The 22,687-nt window shown below is 65.6% G+C and carries 19 protein-coding genes; 9 read left to right on the top strand and 10 right to left on the bottom strand.

Annotated features, from left to right (window positions below):
- Positions 1 to 60 precede the first annotated feature (60 nt).
- The 5 genes from trpE (at position 61) to QE444_RS00555 (ending at position 6,069) form a co-directional block, all read left to right on the top strand.
- Positions 61 to 1,539 carry an anthranilate synthase component I gene (trpE, locus tag QE444_RS00575; RefSeq protein WP_273805779.1) on the top strand — a complete coding sequence of 493 codons (1,479 nt, stop codon included), beginning with the start codon at positions 61 to 63 and terminating at the stop codon, positions 1,537 to 1,539.
- A gap of 10 nt (positions 1,540 to 1,549) precedes the next feature.
- Positions 1,550 to 2,143: an aminodeoxychorismate/anthranilate synthase component II gene (locus QE444_RS00570; protein ID WP_158891520.1), complete on the top strand. Its 594-nt coding sequence runs from the start codon at positions 1,550 to 1,552 to the stop codon at positions 2,141 to 2,143.
- A complete protein-coding gene (gene trpD / locus QE444_RS00565) occupies positions 2,144 to 3,193 on the top strand; it encodes an anthranilate phosphoribosyltransferase (protein ID WP_017640366.1) in 1,050 nt (349 codons plus the stop codon). It begins immediately after the preceding gene.
- A complete protein-coding gene (gene trpC / locus QE444_RS00560; protein WP_187980491.1) occupies positions 3,190 to 4,017 on the top strand; it encodes an indole-3-glycerol phosphate synthase TrpC in 828 nt (275 codons plus the stop codon). The genes trpD and trpC overlap by 4 nt, the downstream gene beginning before the upstream one ends.
- Before the next feature lie 270 nt (positions 4,018 to 4,287).
- A complete protein-coding gene (locus QE444_RS00555; RefSeq protein WP_133861934.1) occupies positions 4,288 to 6,069 on the top strand; it encodes a BCCT family transporter in 1,782 nt (593 codons plus the stop codon).
- A gap of 58 nt (positions 6,070 to 6,127) precedes the next feature.
- Here the strand turns inward: QE444_RS00555 and crp are convergent, their stop codons facing one another.
- Positions 6,128 to 6,772, bottom strand: a complete 645-nt coding sequence (gene crp, locus QE444_RS00550; RefSeq protein ID WP_017640369.1) for a cAMP-activated global transcriptional regulator CRP — start codon at positions 6,770 to 6,772, stop codon at positions 6,128 to 6,130.
- Positions 6,773 to 6,981: 209 nt separating this feature from the next.
- Here crp and QE444_RS00545 point away from each other — a divergent pair, with 209 nt between their 5' ends.
- Complete coding sequence (locus QE444_RS00545; RefSeq protein WP_158891526.1) at positions 6,982 to 7,404, top strand: OsmC family protein; 423 nt, start codon at positions 6,982 to 6,984, stop codon at positions 7,402 to 7,404.
- A gap of 265 nt (positions 7,405 to 7,669) precedes the next feature.
- Positions 7,670 to 8,464, top strand: a complete 795-nt coding sequence (speD, locus tag QE444_RS00540; RefSeq protein WP_007159721.1) for an adenosylmethionine decarboxylase — start codon at positions 7,670 to 7,672, stop codon at positions 8,462 to 8,464.
- Between the two features lie 54 nt (positions 8,465 to 8,518).
- Here speD and QE444_RS00535 read toward each other — a convergent pair whose 3' ends face one another.
- The 3 genes from QE444_RS00535 to QE444_RS00525 all read right to left on the bottom strand — a co-directional run bounded on the left by QE444_RS00535 (position 8,519) and on the right by QE444_RS00525 (position 13,764).
- Positions 8,519 to 9,778 carry a sodium:proton antiporter gene (locus tag QE444_RS00535; protein WP_133861932.1) on the bottom strand — a complete coding sequence of 420 codons (1,260 nt, stop codon included), beginning with the start codon at positions 9,776 to 9,778 and terminating at the stop codon, positions 8,519 to 8,521.
- A gap of 200 nt (positions 9,779 to 9,978) precedes the next feature.
- Positions 9,979 to 10,170, bottom strand: a complete 192-nt coding sequence (locus QE444_RS00530; RefSeq protein WP_285389621.1) for a hypothetical protein — start codon at positions 10,168 to 10,170, stop codon at positions 9,979 to 9,981.
- 87 nt (positions 10,171 to 10,257) lie between these two features.
- Positions 10,258 to 13,764, bottom strand: a complete 3,507-nt coding sequence (locus QE444_RS00525) for an EAL domain-containing protein (RefSeq protein ID WP_273862361.1) — start codon at positions 13,762 to 13,764, stop codon at positions 10,258 to 10,260.
- Between the two features lie 367 nt (positions 13,765 to 14,131).
- On the opposite strand from QE444_RS00525, the gene QE444_RS00520 reads away from it, so the two are divergent.
- A complete protein-coding gene (locus tag QE444_RS00520) occupies positions 14,132 to 14,491 on the top strand; it encodes a BON domain-containing protein (protein ID WP_017640375.1) in 360 nt (119 codons plus the stop codon).
- Positions 14,492 to 14,568: 77 nt separating this feature from the next.
- Entirely contained in the window at positions 14,569 to 15,021 is a 453-nt protein-coding gene (locus QE444_RS00515) for a PA2169 family four-helix-bundle protein (RefSeq protein ID WP_133861929.1), read from the top strand.
- A gap of 53 nt (positions 15,022 to 15,074) precedes the next feature.
- Here the strand turns inward: QE444_RS00515 and acs are convergent, their stop codons facing one another.
- From acs to QE444_RS00485, 6 genes are all read right to left on the bottom strand, one after another.
- Positions 15,075 to 17,018 carry an acetate--CoA ligase gene (gene acs / locus QE444_RS00510; RefSeq protein ID WP_273862360.1) on the bottom strand — a complete coding sequence of 648 codons (1,944 nt, stop codon included), beginning with the start codon at positions 17,016 to 17,018 and terminating at the stop codon, positions 15,075 to 15,077.
- A gap of 126 nt (positions 17,019 to 17,144) precedes the next feature.
- A complete protein-coding gene (gene pgi / locus QE444_RS00505; protein WP_133861927.1) occupies positions 17,145 to 18,809 on the bottom strand; it encodes a glucose-6-phosphate isomerase in 1,665 nt (554 codons plus the stop codon).
- 181 nt (positions 18,810 to 18,990) lie between these two features.
- Positions 18,991 to 19,848, bottom strand: coding sequence for a pantoate--beta-alanine ligase (gene panC / locus QE444_RS00500; protein WP_187980488.1), 858 nt, complete (start codon positions 19,846 to 19,848; stop codon positions 18,991 to 18,993).
- Positions 19,845 to 20,645, bottom strand: coding sequence for a 3-methyl-2-oxobutanoate hydroxymethyltransferase (gene panB, locus QE444_RS00495; protein WP_285389615.1), 801 nt, complete (start codon positions 20,643 to 20,645; stop codon positions 19,845 to 19,847). Before panB ends, panC begins: the two co-directional genes overlap by 4 nt.
- A 129-nt stretch (positions 20,646 to 20,774) precedes the next feature.
- Positions 20,775 to 21,278: a 2-amino-4-hydroxy-6-hydroxymethyldihydropteridine diphosphokinase gene (gene folK / locus QE444_RS00490; protein WP_285389612.1), complete on the bottom strand. Its 504-nt coding sequence runs from the start codon at positions 21,276 to 21,278 to the stop codon at positions 20,775 to 20,777.
- The gene (locus QE444_RS00485; protein WP_285389610.1) at positions 21,275 to 22,666 is read right to left on the bottom strand and encodes a polynucleotide adenylyltransferase PcnB; all 1,392 of its coding nucleotides are present in this window, start codon (positions 22,664 to 22,666) and stop codon (positions 21,275 to 21,277) included. The genes folK and QE444_RS00485 overlap by 4 nt, the downstream gene beginning before the upstream one ends.
- Positions 22,667 to 22,687: the final 21 nt, after the last annotated feature.

The raw sequence follows: 22,687 nt of genomic DNA, 5'->3' as shown, positions 1-22,687 counted from the left end.
GGTATCTGACCGGCGCGCTGTGCACCCGACCTTTCGTTTTCCTCGCCACGAGGCCTGATCATGACCCGCGACGATTTCCTGCGCCTGGCCGCTCAAGGCTATAACCGCATTCCCCTGGCCTTCGAAACCCTGGCCGACTTCGACACCCCGCTGTCCATCTACCTGAAGCTGGCCGACGGCCCCAATTCCTATCTGCTGGAATCGGTGCAGGGCGGCGAGAAATGGGGGCGTTACTCCATCATCGGCCTGCCGTGCAGCCGTGTCCTGCGCGTCCATGGTCATCGCGTGGTGGTCAGCGATGCCGGTCGCGAGGTCGAGGTGATCGAGCACTGCGACGATCCCCTGGCCTTCGTCGAAGCCTTCAAGGCGCGCTATCGCGTGCCGACGCTGGACGGCCTGCCACGCTTCAACGGTGGCCTGGTGGGCTACTTCGGCTACGACAGCGTGCGCTACGTCGAGCGGCGCCTGGCGGCCTGCCCCAATCCCGATCCGCTGGGTACGCCCGACATCCTGCTGATGGTGTCCGATGCCGTGGTGGTGTTCGACAACCTGGCGGGCAAGATCCACGCGATCGTGCTGGCCGATCCGGACGAGGCCGACGCCTTCGACGCCGCCCAGGCGCGTCTGGCCGACATCCTCGACCGCCTGCGCCAGCCCATCGTGCCGCGCCGCGGCCTGGATCTCGCCGCCCCGGCCGGTCCGGAGCCGAGCTTTCGTTCCAGCTTCAGCCGCGAGGATTTCGAAGGCGCGGTGCAGCGCATCAAGGACTACATCCTGGCCGGCGACTGCATGCAGGTGGTGCCCTCGCAGCGCATGTCCATCGCCTTCCAGGCGGCGCCCATCGACCTCTATCGGGCGCTGCGCTGCTTCAACCCCACGCCCTACATGTATTTCTTCAACTTCGGCGACTTCCATGTGGTGGGCAGTTCGCCCGAGGTCCTGGTGCGGGTGGAGGACGGCGAGATCACCGTGCGTCCCATCGCCGGGACCCGTCCGCGTGGCGCCACCGAAGAAGCCGATCTGGCCTTGGAGCGCGATCTGCTGGCCGATGCCAAGGAGCTGGCCGAGCACCTGATGCTGATCGACCTGGGGCGCAACGACGTGGGCCGGGTCTCCACCACCGGCAGCGTGACCTTGACCGAGAAGATGGTCATCGAGCGTTATTCCAACGTGATGCACATCGTCAGCAACGTGACCGGTCGGCTCAAGCCCGAGCTGAGCGCCATGGACGCCCTGCGCGCCATCCTGCCGGCCGGCACCCTGTCCGGCGCGCCGAAGATCCGCGCCATGGAGATCATCGACGAACTGGAGCCGGTCAAGCGGGGCATCTACGGCGGCGCCGTGGGTTACCTGGCCTGGAACGGCAACATGGACACCGCCATCGCCATCCGCACCGCGGTGATCAAGGACGGCGAGCTGCACGTGCAGGCCGGGGCAGGGATCGTCGCCGACTCGGTGCCGGCGCTGGAGTGGGAAGAGACCCTCAACAAGCGTCGCGCCATGTTCCGCGCCGTCACCCTTGCCGAACAGTCCGTCTGAGGAATCCGCCATGCTGCTGATGCTCGATAACTACGATTCCTTCACCTACAACCTGGTGCAGTACCTGGGCGAGCTGGGCGCCGAGGTCAAGGTGGTGCGCAACGACGAGATGCCGGTCGAGGCACTCGAAGACCTGGCGCCGGAGCGCATCGTCGTCTCTCCCGGTCCCTGCACGCCCAACGAGGCGGGCATCTCCCTGGCCACCCTGGAGCGCTTCGCCGGCAAGTTGCCGGTGCTGGGCGTCTGCCTGGGGCACCAGAGCCTGGGCCAGGCCTTTGGCGGTGAGGTGGTCCGGGCCCGCGAGCCGATGCACGGCAAGACCAGCCCGGTCTACCACAACGGCGAAGGCGTCTTCGCCGGCCTGCCCAATCCCGTTACCGTGACCCGCTACCATTCGCTGGTGGTCAAGCGCGAGACCCTGCCCGAGTGCCTGGAGATCACCGCCTGGACCCAGCATCCGGACGGCAGCATGGACGAGATCATGGGCCTGCGGCACCGCGAATTCATGATCGAGGGGGTGCAGTTCCATCCCGAATCCATCCTTACCGAACATGGCCATGATCTGCTGGCCAACTTTCTCCAGCAGCAGGGAGGGCGGCGCTAGATGGACATCAAGCAGGCCCTGAATCGCATCAGCGGACAACTCGACCTCAACGTCGCCGAGATGCAGGCGGTGATGCGCCAGATCATGACCGGTGGCGCCGACGAGGCGCAAATCGGTGCCTTCCTCATGGGTATGCGCATCAAGAGCGAGACCATCGACGAGATCTGCGGCGCGGTCAGCGTGATGCGCGAGCTGGCCACCCCGGTGGTGCTGCCGAGCCTCGACCACGTGGTCGACGTGGTGGGTACCGGTGGCGATGGCGCCAATATCTTCAACGTCTCCTCGGCCTCGGTGTTCGTGGTCGCGGCGGCGGGCGGCAAGGTCGCCAAGCACGGCAATCGCGCGGTGTCCGGCAAGAGCGGCAGCGCCGATCTGCTGGAGGCCGCCGGCATCTACCTGGAGCTGACTCCGGCGCAGATCGCCCGCTGCGTCGAGCAGGTGGGCGTCGGCTTCATGTTCGCCCAGTCGCACCACAGCGCCATGCGTCACGCCGCCGGGCCGCGCCGCTCGCTGGGGCTGCGCACCCTGTTCAACATGCTCGGTCCCCTGACCAATCCGGCCGGTGTCCGGCACCAGGTGGTCGGGGTGTTCAGCGCCGCGCTGTGCCGGCCGCTGGCCGAGGTGCTGCAGCGCCTGGGCAGCCACCACGTGCTGGTGGTGCATTCCCGCGACGGCCTGGACGAATTCAGCCTGGCCGCGGCGACCCAGGTCGCCGAACTCAAGGACGGCAGCATCAGCGAATACCAGGTGCTGCCGGAGGATCTGGGCATCAAGAGCCAGACCCTGGTCGGCCTCACCGTGGACGGCCCCGAGGCCTCCCTGGCGCTGATCCGTGACGCCCTCGGCCGACGCAAGACCGAGGCCGGGCAAAAGGCCGCCGACATGATCGTGCTCAACGCCGGCGCGGCGCTCTACGCCGCGGATCTCGCCCACAGCCTGCATGAAGGGGTACTCTTGGCCCACGACGCGCTCTACAGCGGCCTGGCCCGGGAAAAGCTGGACGAGCTCGCCCATTTCACATCCGTCTATCGCGAGGAGGGTCGCCCGTGAGTGTGCCAACCGTGTTGCAGAAGATCCTGGCCCGCAAGGCCGAGGAGATCGCCCAGCTCAAGGCTCGGACCAGCCTGGCCGAACTCGAGGCCCAGGCCCGTGCCGCCGACGCCCCGCGTGGCTTCGCCCGCGCCCTGCAGGCCCAGGTGGCGCGCAAGGAGGCAGCGATCATCGCCGAGGTGAAGAAGGCCTCGCCGAGCAAGGGTGTGATCCGTGAACACTTCGTGCCGGCCGAGATCGCCCACAGTTACGCCCTGGGCGGGGCCACCTGCCTGAGCGTGCTCACCGACGTGGACTTCTTCCAGGGTGGCAACGCCTATCTGCAGCAGGCGCGCGCCGCCTGCCAGCTACCGGTGATCCGCAAGGACTTCCTCGTCGACCCCATCCAGGTGGTGGAAGCCCGGGCCATCGGCGCCGACTGCATCCTGCTGATCGTCGCCGCGCTGGACGACGGCCTGATGGGCGAACTGGCCGCCACGGCCAAGGACGTCGGCCTGGACGTACTGGTCGAGGTGCATGACGGCGCCGAGCTGGAGCGCGCCCTGACGGTACTGGACACCCCACTGGTGGGGGTCAACAACCGCAACCTGCACACCTTCGAGGTCAGCCTGGAAGCCACCCTCGATCTCTTGCCGCGTATCCCCCAGGATCGCCTGGTGATCACCGAGAGCGGCATCCTCAATCGCGCCGACGTGGAGCTGATGGAGATCAACGAGGTACGCGCCTTCCTGGTCGGCGAAGCCTTCATGCGCGCCGACGAGCCGGGTCAGGAGCTGCAGCGTCTGTTCTTCCCGGATCGCCGGTTCCCGCTCAGAGACGCCTGAGGCGCCGGTCGTTCGCACAAGGCCCCGGGGATAACCCCGGGGCTTTTTTCTTTCCGCAGGGTGATCCATGTCGACTCGCGCCCACCCCGGGTGGCGGGAACGACCTCCGTGTGCCCGCTGCCGACGCAGGGCTTTGTTTCCATCGGAATAAACCCGGTTAATGGCCTCCGACTCGCTGAACCGTGGCGAGGCGCGGAGACGGCTGGCTGTCGCAGGACAAGACAGCGCTCCGCCGCACCAGGCCATCCATAACCAGGGCAAGCAAGCACCATGGCAACGGAAGAAAAAAGCGAAACACTTGATATCAGCGTCACCGATCCCTCCCGGACCGAGGAGTCGCGCCGGGATCGGCGACTCGCCGGCACCACCGACTGGGTAGTCTTCGGCGTCACCAGCATCGCCGCGCTGGCCTTCGTGATCTGGGGCTTCGTCAGCCAGGCCAGCCTGGCCAGCAGCGCCTCCACCGCCCAGGGCTGGGTGATCACCCACTTCGGCTGGCTGTTCGTGCTCACTTCCACCGGCTTCGTGGTCTTCGTCATCTGGCTGGCCGCCAGTCGCTATGGGCGGATCCCCCTGGGGCGCGACGACGAGCAGCCGGAATTCCGCACCCTCTCCTGGGTGGCGATGATGTTCAGCGCCGGCATGGGGATCGGCCTGATGTTCTTTGGCGTCGCCGAACCGCTGTCGCACTATCTCAATCCGCCGCCCGGTGGCGCCGCGGGGCAGAGCAGCGCCGCCCTGCAGGTGGCCATGGCGACCACGCTGTTCCACTGGACCCTGCATCCCTGGGCCATCTATGCCGTGGTCGGACTGGCCATCGCCTATGGCACCTATCGGCGCGGTCGCAGCCAGCTGATCTCGGTGGCCTTTCGCCCCCTGATCGGCGAACACGCCAATGGCCCCGTCGGTCGCGTCATCGACATGATGGCGATCTTCGCCACCCTGTTCGGCTCGGCGGCCTCCCTCGGTCTGGGCGCCCTGCAGATCGCCGGCGGACTCGAACACAATGGCTGGATCGAGCAACCCGGAAAAATGCTCTACATCAGCATCATCACGGTGCTGACGGTGGCCTTCGTCATCTCCGCGGTGTCCGGGGTCGAGAAGGGCATCCAGTGGCTGTCCAACACCAACATGGTGCTGGCGGTGGCCCTGGCGCTGTTCGTCTTCGTCGCCGGTCCGACCCTGCTGATGCTCAATCTGCTGCCCACCGCCATCGGCGACTACATCGACCTCCTGCCGGAGATGATGGCGCGCACCAGCGCAAGCGGTGGCGAGGCCATGGGCAACTGGCTGTCCAGCTGGACGGTGTTCTACTGGGCCTGGTGGATTTCCTGGACGCCCTTTGTCGGCATGTTCATCGCCCGCATCAGTCGCGGTCGCACCATCCGCCAGTTCGTCACCGGCGTGCTGCTGGTGCCGAGTCTGGTCAGCGTGGTCTGGTTCGTCATCTTCGGCGGCGCGGCCATCGACGCCATGCGCCTGGGTGCCTTCACCCTGGTCGACGGCGCGGTGAACAGCAACTTCGCCCTCTACGACCTGCTGGCCAGCTATCCCTGGGTCTCGGTGACCTCGGTGCTGGTGATGGTGCTGGTGGCGATCTTCTTCGTGTCCGGCGCCGACGCCGCGTCCCTGGTGATGGGCACCCTGTCCGAGCGTGGCACTACCGAGCCTTCGCGGCGAACGGTGATCTTCTGGGGCGCCCTCACCGGCGCGGTGGCGGCGATCATGCTGGCCATCGGTGACCCGGGCAACCCGGGTGCGGCGCTCAACGGCCTGCAGAATCTGACTATTGTGGTCGCGCTACCCTTCGTGGTGGTGATGGCGCTGCTGTGCCTGGCGCTCTATCGCGATCTGCGTTGCGATCCACTGATGCTGCGGCATCTGCGCGGTACCGAGCTGATCGAGAAGGCGGTGCTCTATGGCGCGGTCAAGCACGGCGAAGAATTCCACTTCGTCGTGGGCGAGCCCAAAGCCAAGGGTAATGACGAGAAGACCGTCGACGAGAAAGCCACGGTGCGGGTCGCGAAGGTCCAGCCGCAGGTCGAGAACTGAAGCCAGGATGGGCGGGGAGAGCGGCCCCCGCCTGCTGGCAGGGGCACGCTAAGCGGGCTCAGCGGGTGCCGAACACCACCATGGTCTTGCCCTTGACGTGGACCAGACCCTGTTCTTCGAGGGACTTCAACACGCGACCGACCATCTCGCGGGAGCAACCGACGATGCGGCCGATTTCCTGACGGGTGATCTTGATCTGCATGCCATCCGGGTGGGTCATGGCGTCGGGCTGCTTGCACAGGTCAAGCAGGGTACGGGCCACGCGACCGGTGACGTCGAGGAAGGCCAGGTCGCCGACCTTACGGGTAGTCTGGCGCAGGCGCTCGGCCATCTGGCGACCGAGGGAGAACAGCATGTCCGGATCGTGCTGGCTCAGTTCGCGGAACTGACCGTAGCTGATCTCGGCGACTTCGCACTCGGTACGGGCACGCACCCAGGCACTGCGCTCGGGCTCGCTGCCTTCCTTGGAGAACAGCCCCATCTCGCCGAAGAAGTCCCCGGCATTGAGATAGGCGATGATCATTTCGCGGCCTTCATCGTCTTCGATGAGGATGGTCACCGAACCCTTGAGGATGAAGAATAGGCTTTCGCTGTTGTCGCCAGCGTAGATGATGGTGGTTTTTGCGGTATAGCGGCGACGCGAGCAGTGCGCTAGCAGCTTGTCGATGTGCTGTAACTTCGCGGGTGGGATGATAGCGGCCATGCTGATTCCTGAGGTTGAAAGCTAACCTGAGTCGGGGGCACCGAGGTCCGAACCGGTGCATGCACAGGCTGCGCCGGTTCCAATCCAAAGACCGGATAAGAACATGCGCAGCTTAAATGCGAGCTGAATAACCCTTCACTGCGCCCCAGTTTACGCCATCCAGCATGTTAAGCTGATCACCATTTGCATATATAAGTAGGACGAAAGCGATGAAAGCGCGCATCCAGTGGGCAGGCGAGGCCATGTTCCTCGGTGAATCCGGCAGTGGCCACGTGGTAGTCATGGACGGCCCGCCGGAAAGCGGTGGTCGCAACCTCGGCGTGCGGCCGATGGAAACCGTGCTGATCGGCCTGGGCGGCTGCGCCAGCTACGACGTGGTCAGCATCCTGCGCAAGGCGCGGCAACCGGTGGAAAGCTGCGAAGCCTTCCTCGAAGCCGACCGCGCCGACACCGAGCCCAAGGTGTTCACCCGTATCCACCTGAAGTTCGTGGTCAAGGGCCGTGGTCTCAAGGAAGCCCAGGTCAAGCGCGCCATCGAGCTGTCGGCGGAAAAGTACTGCTCGGCGTCCATCATGCTCGGTCGGGCCGGCGTCGAGATCACGCACAGCTACGAACTCGTCGAACTCGCCTGATGCTCTTGCAGGCGACGCCCGTCCAGGCGTCGCCCTCCGCGTCACCCCTTCCCGCCGACATCAATTCATCACCTGGGCCCGGCAGACTCTGGCCCCAGCCGCTGCCGATCTGCATAATGCGCCGCTCTTAAGGGGCAAGCCCCCGACAAGTACAGCCAATCGCCATCGCGAAGAGGTGTTCGCCGCCCTACGCAGCTTGCGCAATCCGCAACTGACGGGCACTCAGGACCGCGGTCAGAGACCGCACGACGGGAGCTTTACCACCGTGAAAAGCAAACTCAGGCTTCATGGTTTCAACAACCTGACCAAGACCTTGAGCTTCAACATCTACGACATCTGCTACGCCGAGACGTCGGAAGATCAACAGGCCTATGTCCAGTACATCGACGAGGAATACGACGCCGAGCGTCTGACCCAGATCCTGACCGACGTGGTCGATATCATCGGGGCCAACATCCTCAATATCGCCCGCCAGGATTACGATCCCCAGGGCGCCAGCGTGACCATCCTGATCTCCGAGCAACCGGTCGAGCCGACCGAGAGCCAGATCGAGGAGTCGCCCGGTCCGCTGCGCGAGACCATTCTCGGCCATCTGGACAAGAGCCACATCACGGTGCACACCTATCCGGAGATCCATCCGGACGACGGCATCGCCACCTTCCGCGTCGACATCGACGTTTCCACCTGTGGCGTGATCTCCCCGCTCAAGGCCCTGAACTACCTGATCCACCAGTTCGACTCGGATATCGTCACCGTGGACTATCGGGTGCGCGGTTTCACCCGCGACATCGAAGGGCGCAAGCACTTCATCGACCACGAGATCAATTCGATCCAGAACTACCTGTCCGAGGACACTCGCGCGGCCTACCAGATGACCGACGTGAACGTGTATCAGGACAACCTGTTCCACACCAAGATGCTGCTCAAGGAATTCGAGCTGGACAACTATCTGTTCGGCGACGCCTCGCGCAGCCTCTCGTCCGAACAGCGTCAGCAGATCACCCAGCGCCTCAAGCACGAGATGCGCGAGATATTCTCCGGCCGCAACCTGCCGCGCTGATCGCTCGGGTACCCAGAAACCCCCGCCATGGCGGGGGTTTCTCGTTTCCGGCGATCAGTGATGCTCGTCGCGCGCGACCGGGGCGCCACCGGTGACGCTCTTGACCACCCGGCCGATGGTCAGGCCCTGGCCGAGGATGGAAACCAGCACCACGATGTAGGTCAGGGCGAGGATCAGATCCCGTTCCGGACCGGCCGGCAGACTCAGCGCCAGGGCCACGGAGACCCCGCCGCGCAGGGCGCCCCAGGTGAGGATGCGCGCCGTGCCACGGGTCATGTTGCGCCAGTGCGGGCTGAGCAGCACCACCGGTGCCACGCTGATCCAGCGGGCGAAGAGGATCGCCAGGGTCACCAGCAGCGCCGCGCCCAGGTGAGCCCAGCTGAACGGCAGTACCAGCAGCTCCATGCCGATCAGGGCGAACAGCAGGGCGTTGAGGATCTCGTCGATCAACTCCCAGAAGCCGTCCAGGTAACGCCGGGTGAAGTCGCTCATTGCCTTGGTTCGTCCCAGGTTGCCGATGATCAGTCCGGCCACCACCATGGCGATGGGACCCGAGACGTGCAGGTGGCTGGCCAGCGTCGAGCCGCCGATCACCAGGGCCAGCGACAGCATCACCTCGATCTGATGCTGCTCGATACTCAGCATCAGCCAGTAGCAGGCGAAGCCGATCAGCAGGCCGAACAGGATGCCGCCACCGGCTTCTTCGAGAAACAGCCAGAGCGCCGCGTTGACCGTGGGCGCCTCGCCCAGCTGGATCACCCCCAGCAGCACCGAATAGACCACCACGGCCACGCCGTCATTGAACAGCGCCTCCCCGACGATGGTGGTTTCCAGCGACTTGGGCGCGCCGGCCGAGCGCAGGATGCCGAGTACGGCGATGGGATCGGTCGGAGAGATCAGGGCACCGAAGATCAGGCAGTAGAGGATGTCGACGTGCCAGCCCAGCCAGCCGAAGATCCAGTGGCTGAGATAGCCGATCAGCACCGTCGAGATGATCACCCCGAGGGTCGCCAGGCCGCCGATGGCCCATTTGTAGTCGCGCAGGTCCTTGAGATTGACGTGCAGGGCGCCGGCGAACAGCAGGAAGCCGAGCATCCAGTTCATCAGCAGGTCGTTGAAGTCGATCTGCCCGAGCAATTCGCCGATGCGGTGTTCCAGGCCGGGAAAGCCGAGCCAGGAAAGACTTTGCAGGCCGACCGAGAAGATCAGCGCGATGACCATGACGCCGATGGTGGGCGGCAGGCCGACGAAGCGATAGTTGAGGTAGGTGAGCAGTGAGGTGAAGCAGATGAAGGCAGCAGCGAGTTCAAGCATGGCGTTCCAGATCCATCAGACAGCGAGCCCCTGCGAACGCAGGGCCTAGGGGTAGGATGGGGCGTACGCCGCAAAAGTTACATTTTCGATAGCTGGCTAGCCAATCGTTCGCCGAAGAACAGCCGTGAACCGCCCTGGGCCGTCGCTGAACGGGCGGCGCCAGGGTGATCCAGAAGACGAACGGTCAGGGTGCTGCCGGCCTAGAGCGGCGCGGTCATTGCCGTGGTCGCTTCGCGCAGCGGCAACGGATGGGGGGCGGCGATGCGCGCCTCCAGCGTGGCCACGTAGCTGCGGGCATCGGCTTCGCTGAGGAAGGTGATGGCCTGCTTGTCGATGCAGACCTGCCAGGCACTGGTGGTGGACTTGCGCAGGGGACGAACCACGATCTTCATGCTGGTACCCTCGGGGACAGACGGAAAGTGGAAACCCGAGTCTAGAGCGGTTTTGATTGCAATACCGTGACATTCGTCGCTTAGCCGCTAGGCGCGCGCCTTCTGCCGTTCGGCATACCAGGCCTCGAACTCGTCCGGCGGCAGTGGCGGACTGAACAGGAAACCCTGGCATTGCTGGCAACCCAGCTTGCGCAGGATGTCCCACTGCTCGGTGGTCTCCACCCCTTCGGCCAGCACGTCGAGATCCAGCCCCTGGCCCAGGGCGACGATGGCCGCGGCGATGGCCTGGCTGCTGTGGGTGCCGCTGTCGCTGCGCAGTTCGTGCATGAAGCTCTGGTCGATCTTGAGCTTGTCCAGGGGGAAGCGGCGCAGGTAGGCCAGCGAGGAATAGCCGGTGCCGAAGTCGTCCACCGCGATGCGCACCCCCAGGGTCTTGAGGGTGGCCAGGGACAGCAGCGCCTCCTCGACATTGTTCATCAGGGTCCCTTCGGTGATCTCCAGTTCCAGGTTCTCGGCCGGCAGGCGACTGCGCGCCAGGGCGCGGGAAATGGTGCTGGCCAGGTCGCGCTTGGCGAATTGCCGGGGCGAGATGTTGATCGCCAGGGTCTCCAGCTCCAGTCCCTGGGCGAGCCAGCTGTGCATCTGCTGGCAGGCGCTTTCGATGATCCAGTCGCCCAGTGGCACGATGAGTCCGGTCTCTTCGGCCAGCGGAATGAATTCGGTGGGTGGGATCAGCCCCAGCTCCGGATCCCGCCAGCGCACCAGGGCTTCCACGCCAATGGTCTGGGCCGTGCTGACGCTCATCAGCGGCTGGTAGTAGAGGACGAAATCACCGCGCTTGAGCGCCGTGCGCAGCCGCGATTCCAGATTCAGCCGCCGCCGCGACTGCTCGGTGAGGGCCTGGGTATAGAAGCGGAAGGTGTCGCGACCCTGGTCCTTGGCCTGGTGCATGGCGGTGTCGGCATTGCGGATGAGGTCATCGGCGGTGGCGCCATCGTCGGGAAAGAGACTGATGCCGATGCTGGCGTTGAGATAGATGTCGTGCTCGCCGAGGTGAAAGGGCTGCTCCAGCTTGCCGAGCATGGCCTGGGCGATCTGGGCGGCGAATTCGGGCCGGTCTATCCGCTCGATGATGACCAGATACTCGTCGCCACCGATGCGCGCCAGGGTGATGTCTTCGCTGAGCAGGGCGCGCAGGCGGGCAGCGAATTCCACCAGCAGTTCGTCACCCAGGGCATGGCCGTGGCTTTCGTTGACCGTGCGGAAATGATCGAAGTCGAGGATCAGTACGGCGACCAGGTATTCCTGGGGCTCGGCCAGGGCCAGGGCATGCTCCAGATGGGTGCGCGCCAGCAGGCGATTGGGCAGGTCGGTCAGGGGATCGTGATGCGCCAGGTGACTCAGGCGCGCCTCGCTTTCCCGCAGGCGCGTGGTATCGCTGACGGTGACCGTGTACTGCCGGGTTTCCCGGGGGTAGAGGGTGTCGATGGCGGTCCAGGCCGGAAAGGTAGTGCCGTCGAGGCGCGGCCAGAGCAGTTCGCCCTCCCAGCGGCCCTCGCGGCGCACCGCGCGCCAGAGTTCACGGTAGAAGCGCTGGTCCTGGCGACCGCCGCCGGGCAGTCCCAGCCGCTGGCCGAGCAGGGTGCCTTCCTGGGCGCCCAGCAGGCGGGCGAAGGCCGGATTCACCGCCAGGATCCAGCGGCGCTCGTCGAGCAGCAGCAGGCCGTCGCGACTGTTCTGGAACATCGCCGCGGCCTGGCGCAGGCTTTCTTCCTGCTGCTTGCGCAGGGTGATGTCCTGGGCGGTGCTGATGAAATACTGGGGCACCCCCTGGTCGTCGCGGATCAGGCGCGTGGTGACATTGGCCCAGACCGGCTGGCCACTGCGATGCAGATAGCGCTTTTCCAGGGTGTAGCGGTCCTGGCCGGTGTCGACCAGTTGTTTGCGCAGGGTGGCGCCCAGGGCGCGCTCGTCCGGATGGGTCACCGAGGCGGTGTCCTTCTGCAGCAGTTCCGGTTGCGAGTAGCCGAGCATCTGGCAGAAGTGGTGGTTGGCGCTCAGCCAGCGACCTTCCAGGTCGCTGAGCATGATGCCGGTGTAGGCCTGCTCGAAGATGCCGCGGTAACGCGCCTCGCTCGCGCGTTGGGCCTGGACCACGCGCTGTTGGCGGATGGCCAGCACTGCGAGGCGGGTGAATTCGGTGATCAGCGCCTGGGTTTCCGTCTCGGGCAGCCGCGCTTCTCCATAGTAGACGCCCAGGGCGCCCACGGCGCGCTGCTGCTCGTCCTGCAGGGGCAGGGCCCAGGCGCCGCGAATGCCGGCCGCCTGGGCGGCCGGCAGCAGCTTCTGCCAGGCCGGATCCAGTTCGACATCGATGGTGAACACCGGGGCATTGGTGGTGATGGCACTGCAGCAGCCCTGGTCATGGTGGCTGCGCGGCACGCTTTCCAGTGCCGCCTGGAAGGCGGGTGGCAGGCTCGGTGCGGCGGCGACCCGCAGATGCTCGCCCTGGTCGTCCAGCAACAGGGCGACGCGCATCTCCGGATAGATCCGTTCCAGCCGCTGGGCGATGCCCTGCTGGATCTCCGCCAGCGGCAGGCCGGTGAGCAGATCGTCGAGGACGTCGCTGCGGGCCTGTTGCAGCTGCTGCGCCTGGTAATCGTGATGAATGTCGGTGAGGGTACCCTGAATCTCGCCATCGAGACCGGCGCGCAGCTCCATCTGCATCCAGCGATGACTTTCCACCGACAGGCGCAGCCGTACCACGCCATTCCAGTGCAGGCGCTGACCGGCGGCGAAATCGGCCACCAGCTGGCGCAGGCGGGCCCCATCCTGGGGGTGGAAGGCCTGATCCAGGGGGTGGTTAAGTTGCTGGCTGGCGGGTTGGCCGGTCAGGGCTTCCCAGGCCGGATTAAGAAACTGCCAGCGGCCACGGTGATCACTGGCGAAGACCACCAGCGGCAGGTGCTGGACCAGTTCGCGATAGCGTCTCTGGCTGTCCTGCAGCGCCTGCTCGGCCAGCTTGTGGCTGGTGATGTCGACCAGGGCACCGCGCGTGGTGCCGGCTTCGTCGAAGTCGCTTTGCCAGTTGAGCCAGCGCCAGCTGTCCTGGCCATCGGCGAAATGCGCGGAGAAATTCAGCGGGCCCTGCATGTGCTGCAGGCGTTCGAGCATGCTGTGCACATGATCGCGGTCATCGGCACGGGCGCAGGCCGCGATGGTGGCGAAATCCAGCGGATCGCTGCCCTTGGGCTGGTGCAGCATCAACAGGGCACGTTCGGAGCAGAGCAGGCGACCATCGGCCGTCAGCTGCCAGTCACCGGTGTTGGTCAGGCGCTGGACGAAATCCTGGGTGGCGCGCTGATTCTGCAGCTCTTCGATGAAGCCTTCGCGATAGCTGACCTGGCGCCGCAGCAATGCATAGAGCACCAGCGACAGCAGACTCATGAAGGCCAGGCCCTTCAGGGTGTGCCACAGATAGACACTGTCCTGATCGCTGACCAGCAGATACAGCAGCCCGTCGCTGCCGATCACCCAGAGGGCACTCAGCAGCAGATAAACCAGGGCAATGCGCGCAGGAGAAAGAGGCCGCATGCCGGATCCTCAAGGCCCGATCGCAGGTGTCGGGTTCGATTGGGCTTCGACCGGATAAAGGTATGGCAGTTCTGGCCTGGTCACGAGGAAATCTTTTCCATAAGTCCGGCTTTATCGGGTGAGGTGCCCTGACAGGCCACTCTTCCCATCCAGGCTCAAGAGTCGTCTGACCTCGTGCAAATTACCAGGCCTATCCACCTGCGAATTGCATTTTGCCCGCTTCCTGTCTCTATCTATTTTATATAAGTCATTGATAAATAACGTCTTTAACAAGTTTCGGAATTCGGCGCCACCGTTGCGCTCTACATCTAGGTCGCTGCTGCCAGGACCTGAGCGCAGTACAACCAAGGAAAACAGGAGTCATCTCATGAAAAAGACTTTCGGTACTTTTGCCCTCGCTGCCGTTACCGCTTCCGTACTGAGCCTGCCGCTGGCCGGCGGTGCCTTTGCTGCCACCAGCCAGAACATGACCCTGGCCGCCAACAACACCATGGACAAGACCGAAGAAGCCGCTTCCGACACCTGGATCACCAGCAAGGTGAAGGCTTCCTTCCTGGCCGACGAACACATCAAGGGCACCTCGATCAAGGTCGAGACCAACAAGGGTGTCGTGTCTCTGTCCGGCACCGTGGCGACCGAAGCCCAGCGCGACCTGGCGATCAAGGAAGCCAAGGCCATCAAGGGCGTCAAGGCCGTATCGGCTGACGCGCTGAAAGCCGCCCAGTAAGAACGCCCGGTACACCCGGCACGATGGCGGCGCCGCGCGCTGCCATCACCCCCTGTCCTTCGCCCCGGAGAACTGCCATGACCAGCACGACTGAAACCCTCAACGATCTGATCGAGATCGCCCGTGACGGCAAGAATTTCTACGAGCACGCCCTCACCGAAGTGAAGAACCCCGAATTGAAGGCCCTGTTCACCGAGATCGCCCAGAGCAAGGCCGAGATCATCAGCGCCCTGAGCAGCCAGGTATCGGCCTCGGGTGAAAAGCCCGCCGAACAAGGCACCTTCGCCGGCAGCTTCCGCAAGTACTACACCGACGTCAAAACCTCCTTTGCCAGCAAGGAAAAGGAAGAAGTCACCTACGTCAGCGAGCTGGAAGAGCAGGAAGACCGCCTGCTGCACGCGCTGGAGCGTGCCGTCAACGAACACGCCACCCCGGATGCCCAGGCCAACCTGCGCAGCCAGCTGGAAAAGGCCCGTGCGACCCATGATCGCATGCGTGACCTGAAGCACCGTATGCAAGCCGCCCACTAAGGCTGCGCGCAGAAAAAGCCCCGCCTAGGCGGGGCTTTTCTTTGGGCCGGCGTTCAGTTTTGGGGCGCGCGATTGAGGCGGGCGTCGATCAGGCTGTCGACCACCGAAGGATCGGCCAGGGTCGAGGTATCGCCCAGGCTGTCCAGTTCGTCGCAGGCGATCTTGCGCAGGATGCGCCTCATGATCTTGCCGGAGCGGGTCTTGGGCAGGGCGGGTGCCCACTGCAGGAATTCCGGCTTGGCGAAGCTGCCGATTTCGTCGGCCACCTGCTGGCGCAGGCGGGCCTTGAGTTCGTCGCTCGGGGTCACCCCGCCCTTGGTGGTGACGAAGGCATAGACCGCCTGACCCTTGACCTCGTGGGGGCAGCCCACCACGGCGGCCTCGGCCACGTCTGCATGTTCGGTCAGCACGCTCTCCACCTCGGCGGTGCCGATGCGGTGACCGGACACGTTGAGCACGTCGTCCACCCGCCCGGTGATCCAGTAGTAGCCGTCTTCGTCCCGCCGTGCGCCGTCGCCAGTGAAGTAGTAACCCGGATAGGCGCTGAAATAGGTGTCGATCAGGCGCTGGTGGTCGCCATAGACGGTACGAATCTGGCTCGGCCAGCTGGACTTGATCGCCAGTACGCCGCTGCCAGGGCCGTCGATCTCCTTGCCCTGCTCGTCCAGCAGCACCGGCTGGACGCCAAAGAAGGGCAGGGTGGCCGAACCCGGTTTCAGCGCCAGGGCGCCGGGTGGCGGAGCGATGAGGATGCTGCCGGTCTCGGTCTGCCACCAGGTGTCGACGATGGGGCAGCGCCCTTCGCCCACCACCCGGTGATACCACTCCCAGGCCTCGGGATTGATCGGCTCGCCGACGCTGCCCAGCAGCTGCAGGCTCTTGCGCGAGGTACGCTGTACCGGCCCGTCGCCTTCGCGCATCAGGGCGCGCAGGGCCGTGGGGGCGGTATAGAAGATGTTGACCTGGTGCTTGTCCACCACCTGCCAGAGGCGACTGGCATCGGGATAGCTCGGGACGCCTTCGAACATCAGGGTGGTGGCGCCATTGGCCAGGGGGCCATAGACGATGTAGCTGTGGCCGGTGACCCAGCCAACGTCGGCGGTGCACCAGAAGACCTGACCCTCGTGGTAGTCGAAGAGGTACTTGAAGCTCAGGGTGGCGCCCAGCAGATAGCCCCCGGTGGTGTGCAGCACGCCCTTGGGTTTGCCGGTGGAACCTGAGGTATAGAGGATGAACAGCGGGTCCTCGGCGTCCATGGGCTCCGCCGGGCAGTCGGGCGAAGCAGCGGCCACCGCCTGGGCGTAGGGCAGGTCGCGTCCCTCCTGGCGGGCCACGGCGGCGCCGGTGCGTTCGACCATGACCACGGTGTGGACCTCCGGGCATTTGGCCAGGGCCTTGTCGACATTGGCCTTGAGCGGGACACGCTTGCCGCCGCGCACACCCTCGTCGGCAGTGATCACCACCCGGCAGTCGGCATCGAGGATGCGGTCGCGCAGCGCCTCGGGCGAGAAGCCGCCGAATACCACCGAATGCACCGCGCCGATGCGCGCGCAGGCGAGCATGGCGTAGGCCGCCTCGGGAATCATCGGCATATAGAGACAGACGCGGTCGCCTTTCCCGACCCCGCGATCCTTGAGCACATTGGCCAGGCGGCTGACGTGCTCGTGCAACTGGCGATAGCTAATGGCCTGACTGTCGGCGGGGTCGTCGCCTTCCCAGAGGATGGCAGTCTGATCGCCGCGTGCGGCGAGGTGGCGATCGATGCAGTTGTAGGCGACGTTGAGCTGGCCGCCGCTGAACCAGCGGGTCTGGCCCTGGCGCATATCGCCGCTATGGACTTCGTCCCAGGTGCGCGACCAGTCGAGCAGCGCGCTGGCCTGTTCGCTCCAGAAGCGCTCCGGCTGTTCCACCGAGCGCTGGTAGAGCTCGCGATAACGGGCTTCGTCGAGGTGGGTGCGGGCAGTCAGGCTCTCGGGCACGGGATAGCGTTGGCTCATGGCCGGCTCCTTCTTGGTGTTGTTGTGCTCCCAGTTTAGGCCGCGGATGGCCTGCCGGGGTTCAGCGAGGCGATAAAACGAAAAAAGCGCCGCAGAGCGGCGCTTTTCCGAGCGGACCTTGATCGATCAGCCGCGGTGACGACCGCGGAAGTAGTCGATCAGGCCCTGGGTCGAACCATCGTCGGCCTTGCCTTCGCTGCGGCCGATGATGTGCTGGTAGACGTCCTTGCCCAGCTCCTTGCCCAGCTCGACGCCCCACTGGTCGAAGCAGTTGATGCCCCAGATGACGCTCTGCACGAACACCTTGTGCTCGTACAGGGCCACCAGCGCCCCCAGGCGCCGTGGCGAGATGCGCTCCAGCACCAGGGTGTTGCTCGGGCGGTTGCCCGGGATCACCTTGTGCGGCGCCAGCTTGGCGATCTCGGCTTCGCCCAGACCCTTCTCGCGCAGTTCGACCTCGGCTTCTTCGCGGGTCTTGCCCAGCATCAGCGCCTGGCTCTGCGACAGGCAGTTGGCATAGAGCCACTGCTGATGATCGGCCACCGGGTTGTGGCTCACCACCGGCACGATGAAGTCGCCGGGGATCAGCTGGGTGCCCTGGTGCAAGAGCTGGTGGTAGGCGTGCTGACCGTTGCAGCCGACGCCGCCCCAGATCACCGGGCCGGTCTCGACGCTCACCGGCGAGCCGTCCTGACGCACGCTCTTGCCGTTGGACTCCATGTCCAGCTGCTGCAGGTGCTTCACGAAGTTACGCAGGTGGTGGTCGTAGGGCAGGATGGCATGACTGGTCGCGCCCCAGAAATTGCCGTACCAGACTCCCAGCAGGCCCAGCAGCACCGGCATGTTCTCTTCGAAGGGGGCGCTGGTGAAGTGCTGGTCCATGGCATAGGCGCCGGCCAGCAGGTCCTTGAAATTGGACATGCCGATGGCCAGGGCGATGGGCAGGCCGATCGCCGACCACAGCGAATAGCGGCCGCCGACCCAGTCCCACATGGGGAAGATGTTCTCTTCGGCGATGCCGAATTCCACCGCCACCTTGACGTTGCTGGAGACGGCAATGAAGTGCTTGTGCAGCTCCGGCTCCGGGCAGCCCTGGGCCAGGCACCAGGCGCGGGCGGCCTGGGCGTTCTTCAGGGTCTCCAGGGTGCCGAAGGACTTGGAGGAGACGATGAACAGGGTGGTGTCGGCGGCGAGCTTGGAGGTCACCTCGCGGAATTCGCTGCCATCGATGTTGGCCAGGTAGTGGCAACGCACGCCGCGCTGGGTGAAGGGCACCAGCGCCTCGGAGACCAGTTGCGGACCGAGGAAGGAGCCACCGATGCCGATGTTGACCACATCGGTGATCGGCTTCTCGGTGTAGCCGCGCCAGAGGCCGTTGTGGATGCGGGTGACCAGCTGGGTCATCTGGTTCAGGACCCGGTGCACCTCGGGCATGATGTCCTGGCCGTCGATCTGGACGCTGTCGCCCACCGGGCGGCGCAGGGCGGTGTGCAGGGCGGGGCGGTGTTCGGAGGAGTTGACGTAGGCGCCGTCGAACAGGGTGTGGATGGCGCCTTCCAGGCCCGCTTCGCGAGCCAGGTTCACCAGCAGCTCACGGGTCTGCTCGGTGATGAGATTCTTGGAATAGTCGAGGAACAGACCACTGGTGTTCAGGGAGAACTGCGTGAACCGCTGCGGGTCGGCGGCGAAGGCGTCGCGCATGCGAAAGTTCTGCATGGCCTTGCGGTGCTCTTGCAGCGCTTTCCAAGAGGCGAGCTGGGTCACGTCGAGGGGATGTTGATAGTACTCCATGGGTAGGCTTTTCCTTGGTGGCTCTTGTTTGCTGTTGTGCCCCACAAGCCGCTGGCTTGCAAGAGAAAGTCGGTGACCGCGAGACGCCGGTCGTGGCGCCGCGCTTCGAGCATGAAAAAGCCCGGTATGTTCCGGGCTTCCAGGGTTCAGTCAGGGTCGGGTGAGCTAACCTTCGGTTGCGTCACACTCGGGCCCTGCGGCGAAAGCTCAGGTTGTCGATCAGGCGGGTCTGGCCGAGGTAGGCCGCCACCAGCAGGACCAGTGCCGAGGTGTCCGGCCCGGCCGGTTGCAGACTCAGCTGCTCACGCAGTTCCAGGTAGTCCACCTTAAGCCCCTGAGCTTGCAGTTCGGCGACACCGGCGGCCAGGGTGGCCTCCACCGCGGCGCCGGCGGCGAGCTGATCGGCGAGCCGCCTGAGCAGGCTGTACAGACAGGGCGCACTGGCGCGCTGGCCGTCATCGAGATAGCCATTGCGGGACGACAGCGCCAGGCCGTCGGTGGCCCGCACCGTGGGCTGGGCGACGATCTCGATGGGCATGTCCAGGTCCTGGACCAGCTTGCGGATCACCGCCAGCTGCTGATAGTCCTTTTCGCCAAACACCGCCACGTCCGGTTGCGCCATCTGGAACAGCTTGGTGACCACCGTCGCCACGCCCTCGAAATGCCCGGGCCGGCGTGCGCCGCAGAGGCCTTCCGAGACCTGGGGGACGTTTACCCGAGCCAGGCCGTCCATGCCGCTGGGATACATCTCGGCCACCGCCGGTGCGAACAGCAGATCGCAATGGGCTTCGTTCAACTGGCGGCTGTCTTCCGCCAGGGTGCGGGGATAGGTGTCCAGATCCTCGCCGGGGCCGAACTGCAACGGATTGACGAAGATGCTCGCCACCACGAAGTCGGCGTGACGCCGGGCAGTCTCCACCAGCGCGATATGGCCGGCGTGCAGATTGCCCATGGTGGGCACCAGGCCGATGCGCAGGCCCTGGCGGCGCGCGGCGGCGACGGCGGCGCGCAGTTCGCGGACGCTATGGACCGTTTTCATGCGGAGAATCCGTGTTCGGGAGCGGGAAAGCTGCCGTCCTTGACGGCGGCGACGTAGGCCGCCAGGGCAGCCTGGATGCTGTCCTGACCGGCCATGAAGTTGCGGACGAATTTCGGCGTGCGCCCGCGCAGGGCCAGACCGAGCATGTCGTGCAGCACCAGCACCTGGCCATCGGTGGCGGCACCGGCGCCGATGCCGATCACCGGCACCCGGGCGGTCCGGGTGATTTCCTCGGCCAGCGCCGAGGGCACGCATTCCAGCAGCAGCATGGCCGCGCCGGCTTCTTCCAGCTCGCGCGCGGCCTCGCGCAGCTGCTGCGCGCGGAGCGGATCGCGGCCCTGCACCTTGAAGCCACCGAAGACGTTGACCGACTGGGGCGTCAGGCCCAGGTGGGCGCAGACCGGCACGCCATTGGCGGCCAGGCGGCGAATCGGCTCGGCCAGCCAGGCATCGCCCTCGAGCTTGACCATCTGCGCGCCCGCCTGCATCAGGCGACCGGCGCTGGTCAGGGTCTGCTCCAGGGTGGCATAGGTCATGAACGACAGGTCGGCGACGATGAAGGCACCCGCATGACCGCGCTTGACGCAGGCGGTGTGGTAGACCATGTCGTCGAGGGTCACCGGCAGGGTGCTGTCGTGACCCTGCAGCACCATGCCGAGGGAATCGCCGATCAGCAGCATCTCCACGCCGGCCTGACTGGCGGCCTGGGCGAAGGTGGCATCGTAGGCGGTCAGCATGGCGATCTTTTCGCCGCGCTGCTTGAGCCCCTGAAGGGTCGTGAGGCTGATATCAGGCATGCAAGGGGTCCTCGTGGGACGGCGCTATGGTTGTTGTCTGGGCGCCGCGGGCGCGGGGTTGCCGCGCGCAAACGGCTGCTATAGTCCTGGCGCGTCCGGCACAAGTCAATGCTCGGTGTTACGGCTGTGTTACCGGCTGGGTGACGACGGTAGCAGCCGTTCCAGGCCTTCGAAAGGGCAGGCGGACAGCAGGTCCGGCAGGCGGCGGCCGTCGGGCAGGTGCAGCGCGGGAGCCAGCTCGGCCAGTGGATAGAGCACGAAGGCGCGGGCCTGGAGGTGATAGTGCGGTACCTGCAGGCGTGGCTCGTCGATCAGCCGTTCGCCGAACAGCAGGATGTCGATGTCCAGGGTGCGCGGACCCCAGCGTTCGTCCTTGCGCACGCGGCCCTGCTGCTGCTCGATGGCCTGGGTGGCGTCGAGCAGCGCCAGGGGGGCGAGGGCGGTGTCCAGCGCGGCGACGGCATTGACGTAGCGCGGCTGGTCGGGCGGACCTAGGGGGTCGCTGGCATAGAAGGCGGAGACCGCCACCAGCCGACTCTCGGGCAGGCTGGCCAGGGCCTCCAGGGCGGCGTCCAGCTGCCGCCGTGGCTCGGCCAGGTTGCTGCCCAGGCCGAGATAGACCCGTTCCATCATTCGTCGCCGGCGGTGGGCGCATCCGAGGTGCGCCGCTTGCGACTGCTGCCGCCCCGGCGGCGACGCTTGGCCGGCGCGCCTTCGTCCCGGCTGAGGTTCTTGATCATCTCGCGCCGCTGGCTGTCACCGGCCTCCTGGTAGCGTGTCCACCAGTCGCCCAGGCCGCCGGTCTCTTCGCCCGCGCTCTCGCGCAGCAGGAGAAAATCGTAGCCGGCACGGAAGCGCGGATTTTCCAGCAGTTGATCGGCGCGCTTGCCCTGACGGCGCGGCAGGCGTTCCTGCATGTCCCAGATCTCGCGCATCGGCAGGGTGAAGCGCTTGGGGACGGCGGTGCGTTGGCACTGCTGCACGGTGAGGTCGTGGGCGGCTTCCTGCATGGCCGGAATCGGCGCCAGACCGAGGTCCTGGTGATGCCGGACACGCTCGGGCAGGGCCGGCCAGAGCAGGGCGGCGAACAGGAAGGCCGGAGTGACCGGCTTGCCTTCACGGATGCGGGTATCGGTATTGGCCAGGGCCTGGCGAATCAGGCTGCCGGCGTATTCCGGGTCGCGTTCCAGGGCTTCGCCGCTGGCCGGGAACAGCGGGGCGAACAGGCCGTACTGGCAGAGCAGCTCGAAGGTACGTTCGGCCTTGCCGCCGAGCAGCAGCTTGATGACCTCGTCGAACAGGCGCGGTGCGGGAATGTCCCGCAGCAGTGGCGCCAGACGACTGATGGGCTCGGCGGTAGCGGTCTCGATCTGGAAGTCCAGTTTGGCGGCGAAGCGCACGGCGCGCAGCATCCGCACCGGGTCTTCCTGGTAGCGCTGCTCCGGATCGCCGATCAGGCGGATCTGCCGCAGGCGGATGTCCTGGGTGCCATTGGCATAGTCGAGGATGCGTTCGCCGCTGGCGTCGTAGTAGAGCGCGTTGATGGTGAAGTCGCGCCGCTGGGCATCCTGTTCCTGGTTGCCATAGATGTTGTCGCGCAGGATCCGGCCGCTTTCATGGCGCGAGCCCTGGGCCTCGTCCTCGGCATCGCCGGTGGGATGGTTGGCGCGGAAGGTCGCGACCTCGATGATCTCGCGGCCGAAATGCACGTGGACCAGCTTGAAACGCCGACCGATGACCCGTGCATTGCGGAATTCGGCCCGCACCTGTTCGGGCGTGGCACTGGTGGCGACATCGAAGTCCTTGGGCTCGAAGCCCAGCAGCAGGTCCCGGACGCAACCGCCCACCAGGTAGGCCTGATAACCCGCCTTTTCCAGCCGCTCGACGACGCTCAGGGCGTAGCGGCTGATGCGCTCTCGTTCCAGAGCATGCTGACTGCGGGGCAGTTCGATGGGCAAGGCAGGCGCGGGCGGAGTACGCCGCAGGGGCGAGCGCAGAGTCTGGATGAGCTTCTTCAGCATGCGAGTTTCTGTTCGGAGAGA

The organism is Pseudomonas sp. SORGH_AS_0199 (assembly GCF_031453735.1).
GTDB lineage: Bacteria > Pseudomonadota > Gammaproteobacteria > Pseudomonadales > Pseudomonadaceae > Chryseomonas > Chryseomonas aestiva.
Note: the sequence above shows the minus strand (reverse complement) of the source record. Positions and strands in the feature narration are given on the sequence as shown.

Excerpts from the sequence above, each read along its gene's own strand:
- trpE (WP_273805779.1), top strand. The coding sequence starts at position 61 with ATGACCCGCGACGATTTCCTGCGCCTGGCCGCTCAAGGCTATAACCGC.
- QE444_RS00570 (WP_158891520.1), top strand. The coding sequence starts at position 1,550 with ATGCTGCTGATGCTCGATAACTACGATTCCTTCACCTACAACCTGGTG.
- trpD (WP_017640366.1), top strand. The coding sequence starts at position 2,144 with ATGGACATCAAGCAGGCCCTGAATCGCATCAGCGGACAACTCGACCTC.
- QE444_RS00555 (WP_133861934.1), top strand. The coding sequence starts at position 4,288 with ATGGCAACGGAAGAAAAAAGCGAAACACTTGATATCAGCGTCACCGAT.
- crp (WP_017640369.1), bottom strand. The coding sequence starts at position 6,772 with ATGGCCGCTATCATCCCACCCGCGAAGTTACAGCACATCGACAAGCTG.
- QE444_RS00545 (WP_158891526.1), top strand. The coding sequence starts at position 6,982 with ATGAAAGCGCGCATCCAGTGGGCAGGCGAGGCCATGTTCCTCGGTGAA.
- QE444_RS00535 (WP_133861932.1), bottom strand. The coding sequence starts at position 9,778 with ATGCTTGAACTCGCTGCTGCCTTCATCTGCTTCACCTCACTGCTCACC.
- QE444_RS00530 (WP_285389621.1), bottom strand. The coding sequence starts at position 10,170 with ATGAAGATCGTGGTTCGTCCCCTGCGCAAGTCCACCACCAGTGCCTGG.
- QE444_RS00525 (WP_273862361.1), bottom strand. The coding sequence starts at position 13,764 with ATGCGGCCTCTTTCTCCTGCGCGCATTGCCCTGGTTTATCTGCTGCTG.
- QE444_RS00520 (WP_017640375.1), top strand. The coding sequence starts at position 14,132 with ATGAAAAAGACTTTCGGTACTTTTGCCCTCGCTGCCGTTACCGCTTCC.
- QE444_RS00515 (WP_133861929.1), top strand. The coding sequence starts at position 14,569 with ATGACCAGCACGACTGAAACCCTCAACGATCTGATCGAGATCGCCCGT.
- acs (WP_273862360.1), bottom strand. The coding sequence starts at position 17,018 with ATGAGCCAACGCTATCCCGTGCCCGAGAGCCTGACTGCCCGCACCCAC.
- pgi (WP_133861927.1), bottom strand. The coding sequence starts at position 18,809 with ATGGAGTACTATCAACATCCCCTCGACGTGACCCAGCTCGCCTCTTGG.
- panC (WP_187980488.1), bottom strand. The coding sequence starts at position 19,848 with ATGAAAACGGTCCATAGCGTCCGCGAACTGCGCGCCGCCGTCGCCGCC.
- panB (WP_285389615.1), bottom strand. The coding sequence starts at position 20,645 with ATGCCTGATATCAGCCTCACGACCCTTCAGGGGCTCAAGCAGCGCGGC.
- folK (WP_285389612.1), bottom strand. The coding sequence starts at position 21,278 with ATGATGGAACGGGTCTATCTCGGCCTGGGCAGCAACCTGGCCGAGCCA.
- QE444_RS00485 (WP_285389610.1), bottom strand. The coding sequence starts at position 22,666 with ATGCTGAAGAAGCTCATCCAGACTCTGCGCTCGCCCCTGCGGCGTACT.